The following is a 15098-nucleotide window of genomic DNA, read 5'->3' on the forward strand; positions in this document are numbered from 1 at the left end:
CGTTCCGTGAATAGGGGTAGACCGAGCTTGCCTTGAGTTTGCTGCAAAGGACAGCCCAAAAGTCCTGGACGATTGTCGGCCACAGGAGTTTTTTATGGCTGGAGATCGCTTGCCCTCACCCTAGCCCTCTCCCAGAGGTAGAGGGGACAGATTGGGGGATATTGGGGAGGTATGCCGACGTGAAAGTGATGTGCTGAATCCATAATCGCTAAGGTCTCTCAGGTCGATGGATAGCGAAAGACACCTCGGTCGGCCCCCTCTCCCTCAGGGAGAGGGCTGGGCGGGCGGCGTTCCGATGAGGCTACTGAATCGCAGGCACAAAAAAACCGTCCGAAGACGGTTTTTTTCGCCAGAGACGCGGCTTATTTCAGGCCAGACATCTTCTGGATCGCGCCCTTCAACTCATCATCCGAGCAATCGGCACAGGTGCCTTTCGGCGGCATCGAATTGATACCGGTGATGGCTTTGGCGAGGATGCCATCAAGACCGCCCTGATGATCAGCACGCTCTTTCCACGCTGCGGTGTCACCGATCTTCGGCGCGCCCAACAACCCGGTACCGTGGCAAGCGTTGCAGTGCTTGGCAATCACTTCATCCGGGGTTTTCGCCCCGCCACCGCCGCCTGCGGAAGCGGCAACTTCCATCCCCTTGCATTCCTTGCCTTGCACACACACCTGGCCAACAGGCTCGAGGCGTTTGGCAATGTCGTCATTCGTCGCAGCTTGAGCGCTGACAGCCCAGAGGGCCAGTACGGTTGCTGGTGCAGCCAGCATTTTCATAATTAGGTTCACGCGTTCACCCTCAATGGTGGCTATTCACGCCTGCGGCCACGGTTCGCAGGCGGGCGGAAGTATAGCGGGTAGCCCGCCACACTGAAACAACCCCATAGTCGAAGGGGTTATACCGCACGGTAGAAAAACTCTCCGGATGCCTTTGCCATCATGGCTTGACACCTCTTTGTTAAAAATTCGCCGGCGTGGCTGCGCTGATTAGTCGCGCAGGCGCGTCGAACGGATTACGAAAACGGTGCGGCTTGGTACTTTCAAAGTAGTAGCTGTCGCCGGCTTCGAGAATAAAAGTTTCCAGACCCACCACCAGCTCCAGACGACCTTCCACCAGAATCCCGGTTTCTTCGCCTTCATGGGTGAGCATTTCTTCGCCGGTGTCGGCGCCCGGCGGGTAGATTTCATTGAGGAAGGCGATGGCGCGGCTGGGGTGCGCACGGCCGACCAGTTTCATGGTCACGGCGCCGTCGGAAATGTCGATCAGCTCGTTGGCCTTGTAGACGATCTGGGTCGGGACTTCCTGCAGGATTTCTTCGGAAAAGAACTCGACCATCGACATGGGAATCCCGCCCAGTACCTTCCTCAGCGAACTGATCGAAGGGCTGACGCTGTTCTTTTCGATCATCGAAATGGTGCTGTTGGTGACGCCCGCGCGTTTGGCGAGTTCACGCTGGGAAAGCCCTTTGAGCTTGCGGATCGATTGCAGTCGTTCACCGACGTCCAAGGCGGGAGCCTCCTGATGTTGTAAGAATATTGAGCGTTATCATGGCGACAGCGTTCAGTATTTACAACACTTGGCCCCCGCAGCGGCGTCAACCCTCGGAATAGAGCCTTGGCACCCGACGCAGGTTGCAGAAGATCTGGTACGGAATGGTGTCCGCCCACTGCGCCACTTCGCTGGCGAGGATGTTTTTACCCCACAGCTCAACGCTCGAACCGAGGCCAGCTTCAGGCACATCGGTGAGGTCGATGCAGAGCATGTCCATCGACACGCGACCGAGAATCCGACTGCGTTTACCCGCCACCAGTACCGGCGTGCCGGTCGGCGCCTGACGCGGGTAGCCATCGGCATAACCCATCGCCACCACGCCGACGCGCATCGGCTTGTCGGTGATGAATTTGGCACCGTAGCCGATCGGCTCACCGGCGGGCAGTTCACGGACGCAGATGACTTTCGACTCCAGGGTCATCACCGGTTGCAGGCGATCAGCCACGGCGTTGGCCTCCTCGAACGGGGTCGCGCCGTAGAGCATGATGCCCGGACGTACCCAGTCGCTGTGAATCTGCGGCCAACCGAGCACGGCCGGCGAGTTACGCAGGCTGACTTCCGCCGCCAGGCCCTGACGCGCCGCTTCAAACACCGCGACTTGCTCGGTGCTGCTCTGCGCGTGCAGCTCATCGGCGCGGGCGAAGTGGCTCATCAACACGATCTTCGCCACTTTGCCGCTGGCCAGCAGACGCTGATAGGCCGCCGGATAGTCCTTCGGATGCAGACCAACGCGATGCATGCCCGAATCGAGCTTCAGCCACACGGTGATCGGCTTGCTCAGTGTCGCCTGCTCGATCGCTTCGAGCTGCCACAGCGAATGCACCACGGTCCAGAAATCATGCTCGACAATCAGCGCCAGCTCATCGGCTTCGAAGATGCCTTCGAGCAACAACACCGGGGCCTTGATGCCGGCCGCGCGCAACTCCAGCGCTTCTTCGATGCAGGCGACGGCAAAACCGTCGGCCTCGGTTTCCAGTACCTGGGCGCAACGCACCGCGCCATGGCCGTAGGCGTCCGCCTTGATCACCGCAAGCGCCTTGGCGCCAGTGACTTCGCGGGCAATTCGGTAGTTGTGGCGCAGGGCTTCTAGGTCAATCAGGGCACGGGCAGGACGCATGGCGGCAGACTTCTAGGCGGTCATGGGAAGAAAAACCGGCGCCGACTGACGACGTGAACCGCCAACAGCGCCGGGAGAGGGATCTTTACAACGGTTACGGCAGCGCGGCGACGATGGAAATTTCCACCAGAATGCTCGGTTTGGCCATTTTTGCTTCGACGGTGGCACGGGCCGGGGCGGCGCCTTTGGGCAGCCACTGGTCCCACACCGAGTTCATCCCGGCAAAGTGGGCTTCGATGTCGTTCAGGTAGATCGTCGCCGACAGCAGATGCTGTTTGTCGGTGCCGGCCAGATCGAGCAAGCGCTCGATATTGGCCAGTACCTCGCGAGTCTGCTGTTCAATCCCGGCGTCGAAGTCGTCGCCGACCTGCCCGGCCAGATACACGGTGCCATTGTGGCTGACGATCTGACTCATGCGCTCATTGGTGAGCTGGCGCTGGATTGACATGTTTTGCGGACTCCTGGGTCTTGTTGCCGTAACGGGAAATATCGAGGCCTTCGGCGCTGATCTGTGGCTTTTTCTTCGCCATCAGGTCGGCCAGCAAACGACCGGAACCGCACGCCATGGTCCAACCGAGCGTGCCGTGACCGGTGTTGAGGAACAGGTTCTTGAACGGCGTGGCGCCAACGATCGGCGTGCCGTCCGGGGTGGTCGGACGCAGGCCGGTCCAGAAGCTCGCCTCGGACAGATTACCGCCCTGAGGATAAAGGTCGTTGACGATCATCTCCAGGGTTTCACGGCGACGCGGGTTCAGCGACAGGTCAAAACCGGCGATCTCGGCCATGCCACCAACACGGATGCGGTTGTCGAAACGGGTGATCGCGACCTTGTAGGTCTCGTCGAGAATAGTCGACGTCGGGGCCATTGCCGGGTTGGTGATCGGCACGGTCAACGAGTAACCCTTGAGCGGATACACCGGCGCCTTGATGCCCAGCGGTTTGAGCAGTTGCGGCGAGTAGCTGCCGAGCGCCAGTACGTAGCGGTCAGCGGTTTCCAGCTTGCCGTCGATCCACACACCGTTGATGCGATCACCGGCGTAGTCGAGTTTCTGGATGTCCTGACCGAAACGGAATTCGACACCCAGCTTCACCGCCATTTCGGCGAGACGTGTGGTGAACATCTGGCAGTCGCCAGTCTGGTCGTTCGGCAAGCGCAGGGCACCGGCGAGAATGTCGGTGACGCCCGCCAGGGCCGGTTCGACGCGGGCAATGCCGGCGCGGTCGAGGACTTCAAACGGCACGCCGGATTCTTTCAGCACAGCGATGTCTTTGGCGGCGCCATCAAGCTGTGCCTGAGTGCGGAACAATTGAGTCGTGCCGAGGCTGCGGCCTTCGTAGGCGATGCCGGTTTCCGCACGCAGTTCATCGAGGCAGTCGCGGCTGTACTCGGACAGACGCACCATGCGCTCCTTGTTCACCGCGTAACGGCTGGCGGTGCAGTTGCGCAGCATCTGCGCCATCCACAGGTACTGGTCGATGTCGGCGGTGGCCTTGATCGCGAGAGGGGCGTGGCGTTGCAGCAGCCACTTGATCGCCTTCAGCGGCACGCCCGGCGCGGCCCACGGCGAGGCGTAGCCCGGCGAGACCTGGCCGGCGTTGGCGAAACTGGTCTCCATGGCCGCGGCTGGCTGCCGGTCGACCACCACCACTTCAAACCCGGCACGGGCCAGATAGTAAGCACTGGCGGTACCGATGACGCCGCTACCCAAGACCATTACGCGCATTTTTGTATCCCTCATCGCGGCAGGGCCGCGTACGTCTGTTGTTAGAGCAATGATGGGCGCAGTGTAAAAAAGAAATGCCAGTGCTTTTCACTATATAAGCGCCTATATTTGGCGACAATTCTCGGCAAAAACCCTTTTCACGGAGGCGCATCCCCTATGCGTACCAACACTCAGACCAAACGTGAGCTGGACAAGATCGACCGCAACATCTTGCGGATCCTGCAGGCGGACGGGCGGATTTCCTTTACCGAACTTGGGGAAAAGGTCGGCCTCTCCACCACGCCCTGCACCGAACGAGTACGGCGTCTGGAGCGTGAAGGGATCATCATGGGCTACAACGCCCGGCTGAATCCGCAGCATTTGAAGGGTAGCTTGCTGGTGTTCGTCGAGATCAGCCTCGACTACAAATCCGGCGACACTTTCGAGGAGTTCCGACGCGCGGTGCTGAAGTTGCCGCACGTGCTGGAGTGTCATCTGGTGTCGGGGGATTTCGACTATCTAGTGAAAGCGCGGATTTCCGAGATGGCGTCTTACCGCAAGCTGCTCGGCGACATTCTGCTGAAGCTGCCGCATGTGCGTGAGTCGAAGAGCTATATCGTGATGGAAGAGGTGAAGGAGAGCTTGAGCTTACCTATTCCGGATTGAAGATCGCTGGCGCTCCATTCGCGAGCAGGCTCGCTCCCACAGGGAAATGCATTCCAAATGTGCGAGCGAGCCTGCTCGCGATGGCGTCGACTCGGTTCCGAGTGAACGCGTTAAACCAACACCTGCCGATTCGCCGCCATGTACTCGAATATCTGCTTCTCCACTCTCGGATGAATCAACTCCACCGGGCGCCGCTCATTCGGGCAAGGCAAGGTCTTGGTCGTGCCGAACAAACGGCAAATCAACGGCCGTTCTTCATACACCGTGCAGCCGTTCGGCCCCAGGTGCACACAGTTCAGCTCTTCCATCGCCGCATCCTGCTCGGCGCGGGTCTTGCGCGGCAGGCGCGCCATTTCTTCGGGCGAGGTGGTTACCGGACCGCAGCAATCGTGACAGCCGGGCACGCACTCGAACGAGGGTATCTGCTGGCGCAAGGTGCGGATTTTCTGGCTGTTGCAGCTCATTGCAGCGCTGACCGAGGAGGAATTTGCGGCAATTGTGCCGCAAAAGCCGCGATCCAGACACCGCAGGCCGACCAATGTTGCCCACGTTCGGGCGTGCGGCTTATGCTCCGTCAAATTTTCTCGACACTTAGCCGTTGGATGACGCCCATGACTGCCCGCGCCTTTACCTCCGCGAGCCAACCCCACGTTGCCTCTTACTACGCCGCCAGCAGCCTGCCGCAGCCCGATCACCCGGTGTTGCAAGGTGACGTGCTGGCCGACGTCTGTGTGGTCGGCGGCGGCTTTTCCGGATTGAACACGGCGCTGGAACTGGCCGAACGCGGCCTCAGCGTGGTGTTGCTGGAAGCGCACAAGATCGGTTGGGGCGCCAGCGGTCGCAACGGCGGGCAGCTGATTCGCGGGGTCGGTCATGGTCTCGATCAGTTCACCAACGTCATCGGTGCCGACGGCGTGCGCGAGATGAAACTGATGGGCCTGGAAGCAGTGGCAATCGTTCGCCAGCGCGTCGAGCGTTTTCAGATTGCCTGCGACCTGACCTGGGGCTATTGCGACCTCGCCAACAAACCGTCCGACCTCGAAGGCTTTGCCGAAGACGCCGAAGAACTGCGTGGCCTTGGCTATCGCTACGAAACCCGCTTGCTACAAGCCCACGACATGCACACGGTGGTCGGTTCCAAACGCTATGTCGGCGGCTTGATCGACATGGGCTCCGGGCATCTGCATCCGCTGAACCTGGCCTTGGGCGAAGCAGCAGCAGCGCAGCAACTGGGCGTGAAGCTGTTCGAACATTCGGCAGTAACCCGTATCGACTACGGCCCTGAAGTGAAGGTGCATACAGCGCAAGGCTCAGTGCGCGCGAAGACGTTGGTGCTGGGCTGCAATGCCTATCTCAACGATCTGAACCCGCAACTCAGCGGCAAAGTCCTGCCCGCCGGCAGCTACATCATCGCCACCGAGCCGTTAAGCGAAGCGCAGGCGCACAACCTGCTGCCGCAGAACATGGCGGTCTGCGACCAGCGTGTGGCGCTGGATTACTACCGGCTCTCGGCGGATCGCCGCCTGCTGTTCGGCGGTGCCTGCCATTACTCGGGACGCGACCCGAAAGACATCGCGGCGTATATGCAGCCGAAGATGCTTGAGGTATTCCCGCAACTGGCGGGTGTGAAGATCGATTATCAGTGGGGCGGCATGATCGGCATCGGCGCCAATCGCTTGCCGCAGATCGGCCGCCTCGCGGATCAGCCGAATGTGTATTACGCCCAGGCGTACTCAGGGCACGGCGTGAATGCCACGCACCTGGCGGGCAAATTGCTCGCCGAAGCAATCAGCGGGCAGCACAGCGGTGGCTTTGACCTGTTTGCCAAGGTGCCGCACATCACCTTCCCGGGCGGCAAGCATTTGCGTTCGCCGTTGTTGGCGTTGGGGATGTTGTGGCATCGGATGAAAGAGTTGGTCTGATGGTTTTGCAGTGATCTTGAGGCCGCTTTCGCGAGCAGGCTCGCTCCCACAGGGGATATGCGGTGGATGGGAATTTTGTATCCACTGAAGATCAATGTGGGAGCGAGCTTGCTCGCGAATGGATCGAAAGAACAATACAGATCTCAGATCCGCCAGAAAGGCTTCAACCCCTCCTCCTGCGCTTGCTCACGCGTCAGCCCGATGTCCTTGAGCTGATCCGCCGTCAGTGCCAGCAACGCCTTGCGCGTGTGCAGACGATGCCACAACAGACTCCAGCGACTCAGGCCGGACGGCGCATTGCGCATGATCTCATTGCGCGCACTGTCCTTCTGCCCTGCCGCCAGTTCCTGACCGTGTAACGTCAACCGCACATCGCTCAAGCCGTTCATTTTCAATGCTCCTGTTTACTTGGGTAGCCAGAGATTCCATGATGCGCGGGCGAGCAAAACCATTACAGATTCAAAGACACTGTATTAACTCCATACAGATTTGCCGCTTTGTCGACTGAATTGTCGATTTTTGCGAGATCTGTACTGATTTATCGAATCACCGCACCGAGGCTGCGCCATGACCCTTTATGTAAACCTCGCCGAATTGCTCGGCACGCGCATCGAAAACGGCTTCTATCGCCCAGGTGACCGGCTGCCATCGGTGCGCGCCTTGAGCGTCGAACACGGGGTCAGTCTGAGCACGGTGCAACAGGCCTATCGCGTGCTCGAAGACAGCGGCCTGGCCACGCCGAAACCCAAGTCCGGCTACTTTGTGCCGGTCGGCCGCGAACTGCCGGAGCTGCCCGCCGTCGGCCGTCCGGCGCAGCGCCCGGTGGAGATTTCGCAGTGGGATCAAGTGCTGGAGTTGATTCGCGCGGTGCCGCGCAAGGATGTCGTGCAACTGGGTCGTGGCATGCCGGACATCAGCTCGCCGACGATGAAGCCTTTGCTGCGTGGGCTGGCGCGGATCAGCCGCCGTCAGGACATGCCCGGTCTGTATTACGACAACATCCACGGCACTCTCGAACTGCGCGAACAGATCGCTCGACTGATGCTCGACTCCGGCTGCCAGTTGAGCGCCAGCGATCTGGTGATCACCACCGGTTGCCACGAAGCGCTGTCTACCAGCATCCACGCGATCTGCGAACCGGGCGATATTGTCGCGGTGGACTCGCCAAGCTTTCATGGCGCCATGCAGACCCTCAAAGGCCTGGGTATGAAAGCCCTGGAAATTCCCACCGACCCGCTCACCGGGATCAGCCTCGAAGCGCTGGAACTGGCACTGGAACAATGGCCGATCAAGGTCATCCAGCTCACGCCCAACTGCAATAACCCGCTCGGCTACATCATGCCGGAGTCGCGCAAACGCGCCCTCCTCAACCTCGCGCAGCGCTTCGACGTAGCGATCATCGAGGACGATGTGTATGGCGAACTGTCCTACACCTACCCGCGCCCTCGCACGATCAAATCCTTCGACGAAGACGGCCGTGTGCTGTTGTGCAGTTCGTTTTCCAAGACCCTGGCGCCGGGGCTGCGCATTGGCTGGGTCGCGCCGGGTCGATACCTTGAACGGGTGTTGCACATGAAATACATCAGCACCGGCTCGACCGCGCCGCAGCCGCAGATCGCTATTGCCGAATTTCTCAAGGCTGGCCATTTCGAACCGCATTTGCGGCGCATGCGCACGCAATACCAACGCAGCCGCGACCTGATGATCGATTGGGTGACCCGCTATTTCCCGGCAGGTACCCGCGCCAGCCGGCCGCAAGGCAGCTTCATGTTGTGGGTCGAGTTGCCGGAAGGTTTCGACACCTTGAAACTGAATCGTGAGTTGCACGACCAAGGTGTACAGATTGCCGTCGGCAGTATCTTTTCCGCCTCAGGCAAGTACCGCAATTGCCTGCGGATGAACTACGCTGCCAAACCGACAGCGCAGATCGAAGAGGCGGTGCGCAAGGTCGGCGAGACCGCTGTCAGATTGCTGGCGGAAGCCGACTGACCTTTTTCCAGAGAACCGCGTCCATATGCCGAACCTTGCCGCCAACCGGAATGATCCTACGTGAGCTTCAGACAGCCCCTACTCGCTTTGCTGTTACTCGCCTCGTTCCTGAGCGGCTGTGCCAGTCTCGATGTCCCGCGCGAGCCAAGTCAGGCGTTGCCGGCCGCTGATTCCAGCTTCGGTCGTTCGATTCAGGCGCAAGCGGCGCCCTACCAGGGCCGCTCAGGTTTTCGCCTGCTGTCCAACAGCAGCGAGGCGTTCACCGCCCGCGCCGAACTGATCCGCAACGCCCAGACCAGCCTTGATCTGCAGTACTACATCGTCCATGACGGCATCAGCACGCGAATGCTGGTGGAGGAACTGCTCAAGGCTGCCGATCGCGGCGTGCGCGTGCGCATTCTGCTCGACGACACCACCAGCGACGGTCTGGACCAGATCATCGCCACGCTGGCGGCGCATCCGCAGATCCAGATCCGCCTGTTCAACCCGCTGCATCTGGGCCGCAGCACCGGCGTCACCCGCGCGGCGGGCCGCTTGTTCAACCTGTCGCTGCAACACCGGCGCATGCACAACAAGCTGTGGCTGGCGGACAACAGTGTGGCCATCGTCGGCGGGCGCAATCTCGGTGACGAATATTTCGACGCCGAGCCAAACCTGAATTTCACCGACATCGACATGCTCAGTGTCGGGCCGGTGGCCGAGCAGCTCGGGCACAGTTTCGACCAGTACTGGAACAGCGCCCTGAGCAAACCGATCGACGAATTTCTCTCCAGCCGACCTACCGCCAAGGACCTGCAGAACACCCGCACACGTCTGGAAGAATCGCTGGAGGAAACCCGCAAACAGAATCACGCGCTGTACCAGCAGTTGATGACATTCAAGACTGCGCCGCGCATGGATATCTGGCGCAAAGAGCTGATCTGGGCATGGAATCAGGCGCTGTGGGACGCGCCGAGCAAGGTGCTGGCCAAGGCTGAACCGGATCCGCAATTGCTGCTGACCACGCAGTTGGGCCCGGAGTTGAAAAACGTCAGCAAAGAACTGGTGATGATCTCGGCCTATTTCGTTCCGGGCCAGCCGGGACTGGTCTACCTGACCGGTCGTGCCGATGCCGGCGTCTCGGTAAGCCTTCTGACCAACTCGCTGGAAGCCACCGATGTGCCAGCGGTGCACGGCGGCTATGCGCCGTATCGCAAAGCGTTGCTGGAGCATGGCGTGAAACTGTATGAACTGCGCCGTCAGCCTGGGGATAACTACGGCAGTGGCCCGCATGTGTTTTACAGCAAATCGTTTCGCGGCTCTGATTCAAGCTTGCACAGCAAAGCGATGATCTTTGATCGGCAGAAGTCGTTTATCGGCTCGTTCAACTTCGACCCGCGCTCGGTGTTGTGGAACACCGAGGTCGGGGTCTTGGTCGACAGTCCGGAGTTGGCCGAGCATGTGCGTGAGCTGGCCTTGCAGGGGATGGCGCCGGCGCTGAGTTACCAAGCGAAATTGCAGGATGGCCAGATCATTTGGGTGACCGAAGACAACGGCCAGCTGCACACGCTGACCAAGGAACCGGGGAGCTGGTGGCGGCGCTTCAACGCATGGTTCAGCACCACTGTCGGCCTTGAGCGGATGCTTTAAAAAGCAAAGATCGCAGCCTGCGGCAGCTCCTACAGTTGAAATGCATTCCCCCTGCAAGAGCTGCCGCAGGCTGCGATCTTTTGACCTTAAGCCGTTTGCACCGTACCGAATGCACCTTGCCGCATCAGCAGAATCACCAGTCCAAACGCCCCAACCGCCATCAGCAGCGGCAACGCATGTCCGCTGATCCACTGACTGCCCGCCCCCGCCATCAGAGGCCCGATCAGACAGCCAACCCCCCACAGCTGCGCAATATGTGCATTGGCCCGCACCAGTGCATCGTCACGATAACGCTCGCCAATCAGGATCAGTGACAGGGTAAACAGCCCGCCGGCGCTGGCACCGAACAGCACCCACAGCGGCCAGATCAACAGCGTGTCGATCAACATTGGAATCGCCAGGCTCGACAGCATCAGGATCACTGCGCACCCAGTGAACAGGGTGCGCCGCGACAGATAATCGGCCAGCGCACCAATCGGCAGTTGCAGCAGCGCATCGCCCACCACCACCGTGCTGACCATCGCCAGCGCGATCTCGGCAGTGAAGCCCTGTTGCAGGCAATACACCGGCAGTAACGTCAGGATCATCGCCTCGAATGCGGCGAACAACGACACCGCCCAGGCAATCGCCGGCAACTCACGGGCGAAGCCCCACAATTCCTTGAACGTTACGCTGCTGGCTCCACTGCTCGGCGCACCGCTGCGGCCCAGCAAAAGCAATGGCGACAGCAACAGCAAAGCGACACCGACCCAGAAACCATAATCATGCTCGGTGCCCAGCGCGCCCAACAGCAACGGACCCGACAGTTGGCTCAACGCATAACTGCTGCCATACAGCGCCACCAGCCGCCCGCGCCAGTTCTCGACCACCAGTTGATTGATCCAGCTCTCGCCGAGGATGAACACGATGGTCAGGATCACCCCGATCATCAGCCGTAGCACCAGCCAGATCGGGTAGCTCGGCAGCAACGCCAACAGACCGATCGACAGCGCACCGGCCCACAGGCACAGGCGCATCAGGTTCGCCGTGCCGAAACGTGCCGCCAGATGGCTGGAAATCTTCGCGCCCAACAACACGCCAATCGCCGGCATCGCCGCCATCACGCCGATGGCAAAGGAGCCGTAGCCCCAACCTTCGAGGCGCAACGACACCAACGGCATGCTGACCCCCAGGGCCAGGCCGACACTCAAGACAGACGCCAACACGGCGAAATACGTCGCCCACCGCATGTTCCACGCTCCTGTGGATTATTTTTATGTGCACCACAAAACCAATGTGGGAGCGAGCTTGCTCGCGAATACGGTTTCACATTCAGCAGATCTGCTGACTGATACACCGCTTTCGCGAGCAGGCTCGCTCCCACAGGGATCTGCCTCGTCTGGAGGATCTGCTCTTGCGAACAGACCCTCCTAACGGCTTACAGCTTGATCCACGTCGCTTTCAGCTCGGTGTACTTGTCGAACGCGTGCAGCGATTTGTCGCGACCGTTACCCGACTGCTTGAAGCCGCCGAACGGTGCGGTCATATCACCACCATCGTACTGGTTAACCCAGACACTGCCTGCGCGCAGTGCCTTGGCGGTCAGATGCGCCTTGGAGATGTCCTGGGTCCATACCGCAGCGGCCAGGCCATACGGCGTGTCGTTGGCGATCTGGATCGCTTCTTCAGCCGTATCGAAAGCGATGACCGACAGCACCGGGCCGAAGATCTCTTCCTGAGCGATCTTCATCGCGTTGCTCACGCCATCGAAGATCGTTGGCTCAACATAAGTGCCGCCGGTTTCCTGAAGAATGCGCTTGCCGCCGGCGACCAGTTTGGCGCCATCGGTGTGACCGGATTCGATGTACGACAGCACGGTGTTCATCTGCTGAGTGTCGACCAGCGCACCGACGTTGGTCGCCGGATCCAGCGGATTGCCCGGCTTCCAGGTTTTCAGCGCCTCGATCACCATCGGCAGGAATGTGTCCTTGATCGAACGCTCGACCAGCAGACGCGAACCGGCGGTGCAGACTTCGCCCTGGTTGAAGGCGATGGCGCTGGCAGCGGATTCGGCAGCGGCTTGCAGATCCGGCGCATCGGCAAAGACGATGTTCGGGCTCTTGCCGCCGGCTTCCAGCCAGACGCGTTTCATGTTCGATTCGCCGGAGTAGATCATCAGTTGCTTGGCGATTTTGGTCGAACCGGTGAACACCAGCGTATCGACATCGTTGTGCAGGGCCAGCGCCTTGCCGACGGTGTGACCGTAGCCCGGCAGCACGTTGAGCACGCCTTTCGGAATACCGGCCTCAACAGCCAGCGCAGCGATACGGATGGCGGTCAGTGGGGATTTTTCCGAAGGCTTGAGGATTACCGAGTTACCGGTCGACAGCGCCGGGCCGAGTTTCCAGCAGGCCATCATCAGCGGGAAGTTCCACGGCACGATGGCACCGACGACACCCACTGGCTCGCGGGTCACCAGGCCCAGTTGGTCGTGCGGCGTGGCCGCCACTTCGTCGTAGATCTTGTCGATCGCCTCACCGCTCCAGCTCAGCGCCTGCGCCGCGCCTGGAACGTCGATGTACAGCGAATCACTGATCGGTTTGCCCATGTCGAGGGTTTCGAGCAGGGCAAGTTCTTCAGCGTGCTGCTTTAGCAGGCCGGCAAAACGAATCATGGTGGCTTTGCGTTTGGTCGGTGCCAGACGCGACCAGACGCCGGAGTTGAAGGTGGCGCGGGCGTTTTCCACGGCGCGCTGGGCGTCGGCGGCGTCACAGCTGGCGATCTTGCCGAGCAGACGGCCATCGACCGGGCTGATGCACTCGAAGGTCTCGCCGGAGACGGCGTCGGTGTATTCGCCATTGAGGTAGGCGCGGCCCTCGATTTTCAGGTCGCGGGCGCGTTGTTCCCAGTCGGCACGAGTCAGGGTGGTCATTTAAGTGTCCTCCTCTTGTTGAATACGAGCGCCGCACGATCGTCGCCAGCGTCCTCAAAAATTCTGCCCGGCCAGCCTGCATTTCGGCCCAAGGCACCCGCCACCCTAAACCAGCGACCGGGGTTGTTTCAATATATTTGACATAAGGCAGTCATACGGCCTTGCGGTGTTGATTTTAATCAACATAGACTTTGACCCTTTCCAGCCAATCGCGCCGTATTCACGGGGGATAACAACAATGAACATCCAGAACGTCGTCGACATCAGCCTGACCAGCAGCGAAGCCGAACGCTATCGCCCGGACCCGGCGAAAGTACTGAAGGGTGATCCTGAGCAAGCGGTGTTTCATCAATACGACAGCCCGTGTGGGCAGATGGGCGTTGGCGTGTGGGAAGGTGCGGTGGGTCAGTGGACGGTGAATTACACCGAGCATGAATACTGCGAGATTTTACAGGGCGTGTCGGTGCTGCGTGACGGCGAGGGCAATGCCAAGACCTTGCGCGTTGGCGACCGGTTTGTGATTCCGGCAGGGTTTCGGGGCACTTGGGAAGTGCTGGAGGCTTGCCGCAAGATCTATGTGATCTTTGAACAGAAGGCTTGAGGATTTTCGCTGATTTCGCCTACCTCTTCGCGAGCAGGCAGCACGAAAAACCGAAAAAACAAAAAAAGGCCCGTATCGCGAGATACGGGCCTTTTTATCAGAGGCACCTTCTGCGGGAACCTCGCTCCGCGTGAAAAAATCTCACCCGATATACATATGTACCGCACAAGGACAATGCGTGAAGCACAGCATGGGCGTCCCTAAGGACATTTTCTAATTTCAAGGATTAACCCATGACTGACAATGATGCCGCCCAGCCACTCAAGTTTCTGGTCGGAAGTTCGCTCAACGAACGACTAATGGAATTCATCCGCGGAGCTAACGCGTGCAAAGGCTTCCCGTTCGATTTCTCGATTCCGGAAAACAAAGAAATTAACGTCGTAGTCGATGATCAGGGGACCATTCAAGACCTGGTTTTATCTGACACTTCCGACTAATCAGCGTAACGCCGAAAAGGTCCGCGTCGAAAGACACGGATCTTTTTTTCATCCGCTGGAACGGCTCAGCAGGCATGGCAATTCATGCCAACAAAAAAGGCCCGTATCGTGAGATACGGGCCTTTTTTGTAAGTCGGGAAAAATCAATTACTTGATTTTGCCTTCCTTGTAGATCACGTGCTTGCGAACAACCGGATCATATTTCTTGATCTCGATTTTGTCCGGGGTAGTACGCTTGTTCTTGTCGGTAGTGTAGAAGTGACCAGTACCGGCGCTCGAGATCAAACGAATCAATTCACGCATGATTAGCTCCCTTAAATCTTGCCATCGCGGCGAAGTTCGGCGAGCACGACAGTGATGCCACGCTTGTCGATGATACGCATGCCTTTGGCAGATACGCGCAGACGCACAAAACGTTTCTCTTCTTCAACCCAGAAGCGGTGATGCTGCAGGTTCGGCAGGAAACGACGACGGGTTTTGTTGTTTGCGTGGGAAATGTTATTCCCAGTCACCGGACCCTTACCGGTAACTTGACATACTCTCGACATGCCTCAGCCCTCTAAAACCAC

17 protein-coding genes are annotated in these 15098 nt (G+C 59.5%); 6 read left to right on the plus strand and 11 right to left on the minus strand.

Annotated elements, in window-relative coordinates:
* Nucleotides 1-362 precede the first annotated feature (362 nt).
* The 5 genes from AB4O01_RS19380 to dadA form a co-directional block, all read right to left on the minus strand.
* Complete coding sequence (locus tag AB4O01_RS19380) at nucleotides 363-779, minus strand: c-type cytochrome (protein WP_175555627.1); 417 nt, start codon at nucleotides 777-779, stop codon at nucleotides 363-365.
* A gap of 181 nt (nucleotides 780-960) precedes the next feature.
* Entirely contained in the window at nucleotides 961-1509 is a 549-nt protein-coding gene (locus tag AB4O01_RS19385; protein WP_007920393.1) for a cupin domain-containing protein, read from the minus strand.
* Nucleotides 1510-1597: 88 nt separating this feature from the next.
* Nucleotides 1598-2671, minus strand: coding sequence for an alanine racemase (gene alr / locus AB4O01_RS19390; RefSeq protein ID WP_186620152.1), 1074 nt, complete (start codon nucleotides 2669-2671; stop codon nucleotides 1598-1600).
* A 94-nt stretch (nucleotides 2672-2765) separates the two neighbouring features.
* Nucleotides 2766-3119: a RidA family protein gene (locus tag AB4O01_RS19395; RefSeq protein WP_093429675.1), complete on the minus strand. Its 354-nt coding sequence runs from the start codon at nucleotides 3117-3119 to the stop codon at nucleotides 2766-2768.
* Nucleotides 3091-4395: a D-amino acid dehydrogenase gene (gene dadA, locus AB4O01_RS19400; protein WP_460089260.1), complete on the minus strand. Its 1305-nt coding sequence runs from the start codon at nucleotides 4393-4395 to the stop codon at nucleotides 3091-3093. The genes AB4O01_RS19395 and dadA overlap by 29 nt, the downstream gene beginning before the upstream one ends.
* A 156-nt stretch (nucleotides 4396-4551) precedes the next feature.
* Here dadA and AB4O01_RS19405 point away from each other — a divergent pair, with 156 nt between their 5' ends.
* Nucleotides 4552-5040 (plus strand): Lrp/AsnC ligand binding domain-containing protein, encoded by a 489-nt coding sequence (locus AB4O01_RS19405; RefSeq protein ID WP_003177284.1) that lies wholly within the window; start codon nucleotides 4552-4554, stop codon nucleotides 5038-5040.
* Between the two features lie 110 nt (nucleotides 5041-5150).
* Here the strand turns inward: AB4O01_RS19405 and AB4O01_RS19410 are convergent, their stop codons facing one another.
* Complete coding sequence (locus AB4O01_RS19410) at nucleotides 5151-5504, minus strand: YkgJ family cysteine cluster protein (protein WP_064389779.1); 354 nt, start codon at nucleotides 5502-5504, stop codon at nucleotides 5151-5153.
* A 147-nt stretch (nucleotides 5505-5651) separates the two neighbouring features.
* Between AB4O01_RS19410 and AB4O01_RS19415 the strand changes: the two genes are divergently transcribed.
* Complete coding sequence (locus tag AB4O01_RS19415; protein WP_460089262.1) at nucleotides 5652-6962, plus strand: NAD(P)/FAD-dependent oxidoreductase; 1311 nt, start codon at nucleotides 5652-5654, stop codon at nucleotides 6960-6962.
* 143 nt (nucleotides 6963-7105) lie between these two features.
* Here the strand turns inward: AB4O01_RS19415 and AB4O01_RS19420 are convergent, their stop codons facing one another.
* Entirely contained in the window at nucleotides 7106-7351 is a 246-nt protein-coding gene (locus AB4O01_RS19420) for a DUF1127 domain-containing protein (RefSeq protein ID WP_095049332.1), read from the minus strand.
* A 178-nt stretch (nucleotides 7352-7529) separates the two neighbouring features.
* Here AB4O01_RS19420 and AB4O01_RS19425 point away from each other — a divergent pair, with 178 nt between their 5' ends.
* Nucleotides 7530-8951 carry an aminotransferase-like domain-containing protein gene (locus tag AB4O01_RS19425; protein ID WP_186620155.1) on the plus strand — a complete coding sequence of 474 codons (1422 nt, stop codon included), beginning with the start codon at nucleotides 7530-7532 and terminating at the stop codon, nucleotides 8949-8951.
* Nucleotides 8952-9011: 60 nt separating this feature from the next.
* Nucleotides 9012-10580, plus strand: a complete 1569-nt coding sequence (locus AB4O01_RS19430) for a phospholipase D family protein (protein ID WP_093429670.1) — start codon at nucleotides 9012-9014, stop codon at nucleotides 10578-10580.
* A gap of 86 nt (nucleotides 10581-10666) precedes the next feature.
* Here the strand turns inward: AB4O01_RS19430 and AB4O01_RS19435 are convergent, their stop codons facing one another.
* Together AB4O01_RS19435 and AB4O01_RS19440 are read right to left on the minus strand one after the other, a co-directional pair.
* Nucleotides 10667-11809, minus strand: coding sequence for an MFS transporter (locus AB4O01_RS19435; RefSeq protein WP_093429669.1), 1143 nt, complete (start codon nucleotides 11807-11809; stop codon nucleotides 10667-10669).
* A gap of 188 nt (nucleotides 11810-11997) precedes the next feature.
* Nucleotides 11998-13491 carry an aldehyde dehydrogenase gene (locus AB4O01_RS19440; RefSeq protein WP_016985821.1) on the minus strand — a complete coding sequence of 498 codons (1494 nt, stop codon included), beginning with the start codon at nucleotides 13489-13491 and terminating at the stop codon, nucleotides 11998-12000.
* Between the two features lie 238 nt (nucleotides 13492-13729).
* Here AB4O01_RS19440 and AB4O01_RS19445 point away from each other — a divergent pair, with 238 nt between their 5' ends.
* On the plus strand, nucleotides 13730-14092 hold the full coding sequence (locus AB4O01_RS19445; RefSeq protein ID WP_093429667.1) for a cupin domain-containing protein: 363 nt from the start codon (nucleotides 13730-13732) through the stop codon (nucleotides 14090-14092).
* Nucleotides 14093-14325: 233 nt separating this feature from the next.
* The gene (locus AB4O01_RS19450; RefSeq protein ID WP_186620158.1) at nucleotides 14326-14529 is read left to right on the plus strand and encodes a hypothetical protein; all 204 of its coding nucleotides are present in this window, start codon (nucleotides 14326-14328) and stop codon (nucleotides 14527-14529) included.
* Nucleotides 14530-14676: 147 nt separating this feature from the next.
* Here AB4O01_RS19450 and rpmG read toward each other — a convergent pair whose 3' ends face one another.
* On the minus strand, nucleotides 14677-14832 hold the full coding sequence (gene rpmG / locus AB4O01_RS19455; RefSeq protein WP_003177274.1) for a 50S ribosomal protein L33: 156 nt from the start codon (nucleotides 14830-14832) through the stop codon (nucleotides 14677-14679).
* Nucleotides 14833-14843: 11 nt separating this feature from the next.
* On the minus strand, nucleotides 14844-15077 hold the full coding sequence (rpmB, locus tag AB4O01_RS19460) for a 50S ribosomal protein L28 (protein ID WP_007920377.1): 234 nt from the start codon (nucleotides 15075-15077) through the stop codon (nucleotides 14844-14846).
* Nucleotides 15078-15098: the final 21 nt, after the last annotated feature.

Source organism: Pseudomonas sp. S2_E02, assembly GCF_054668355.1.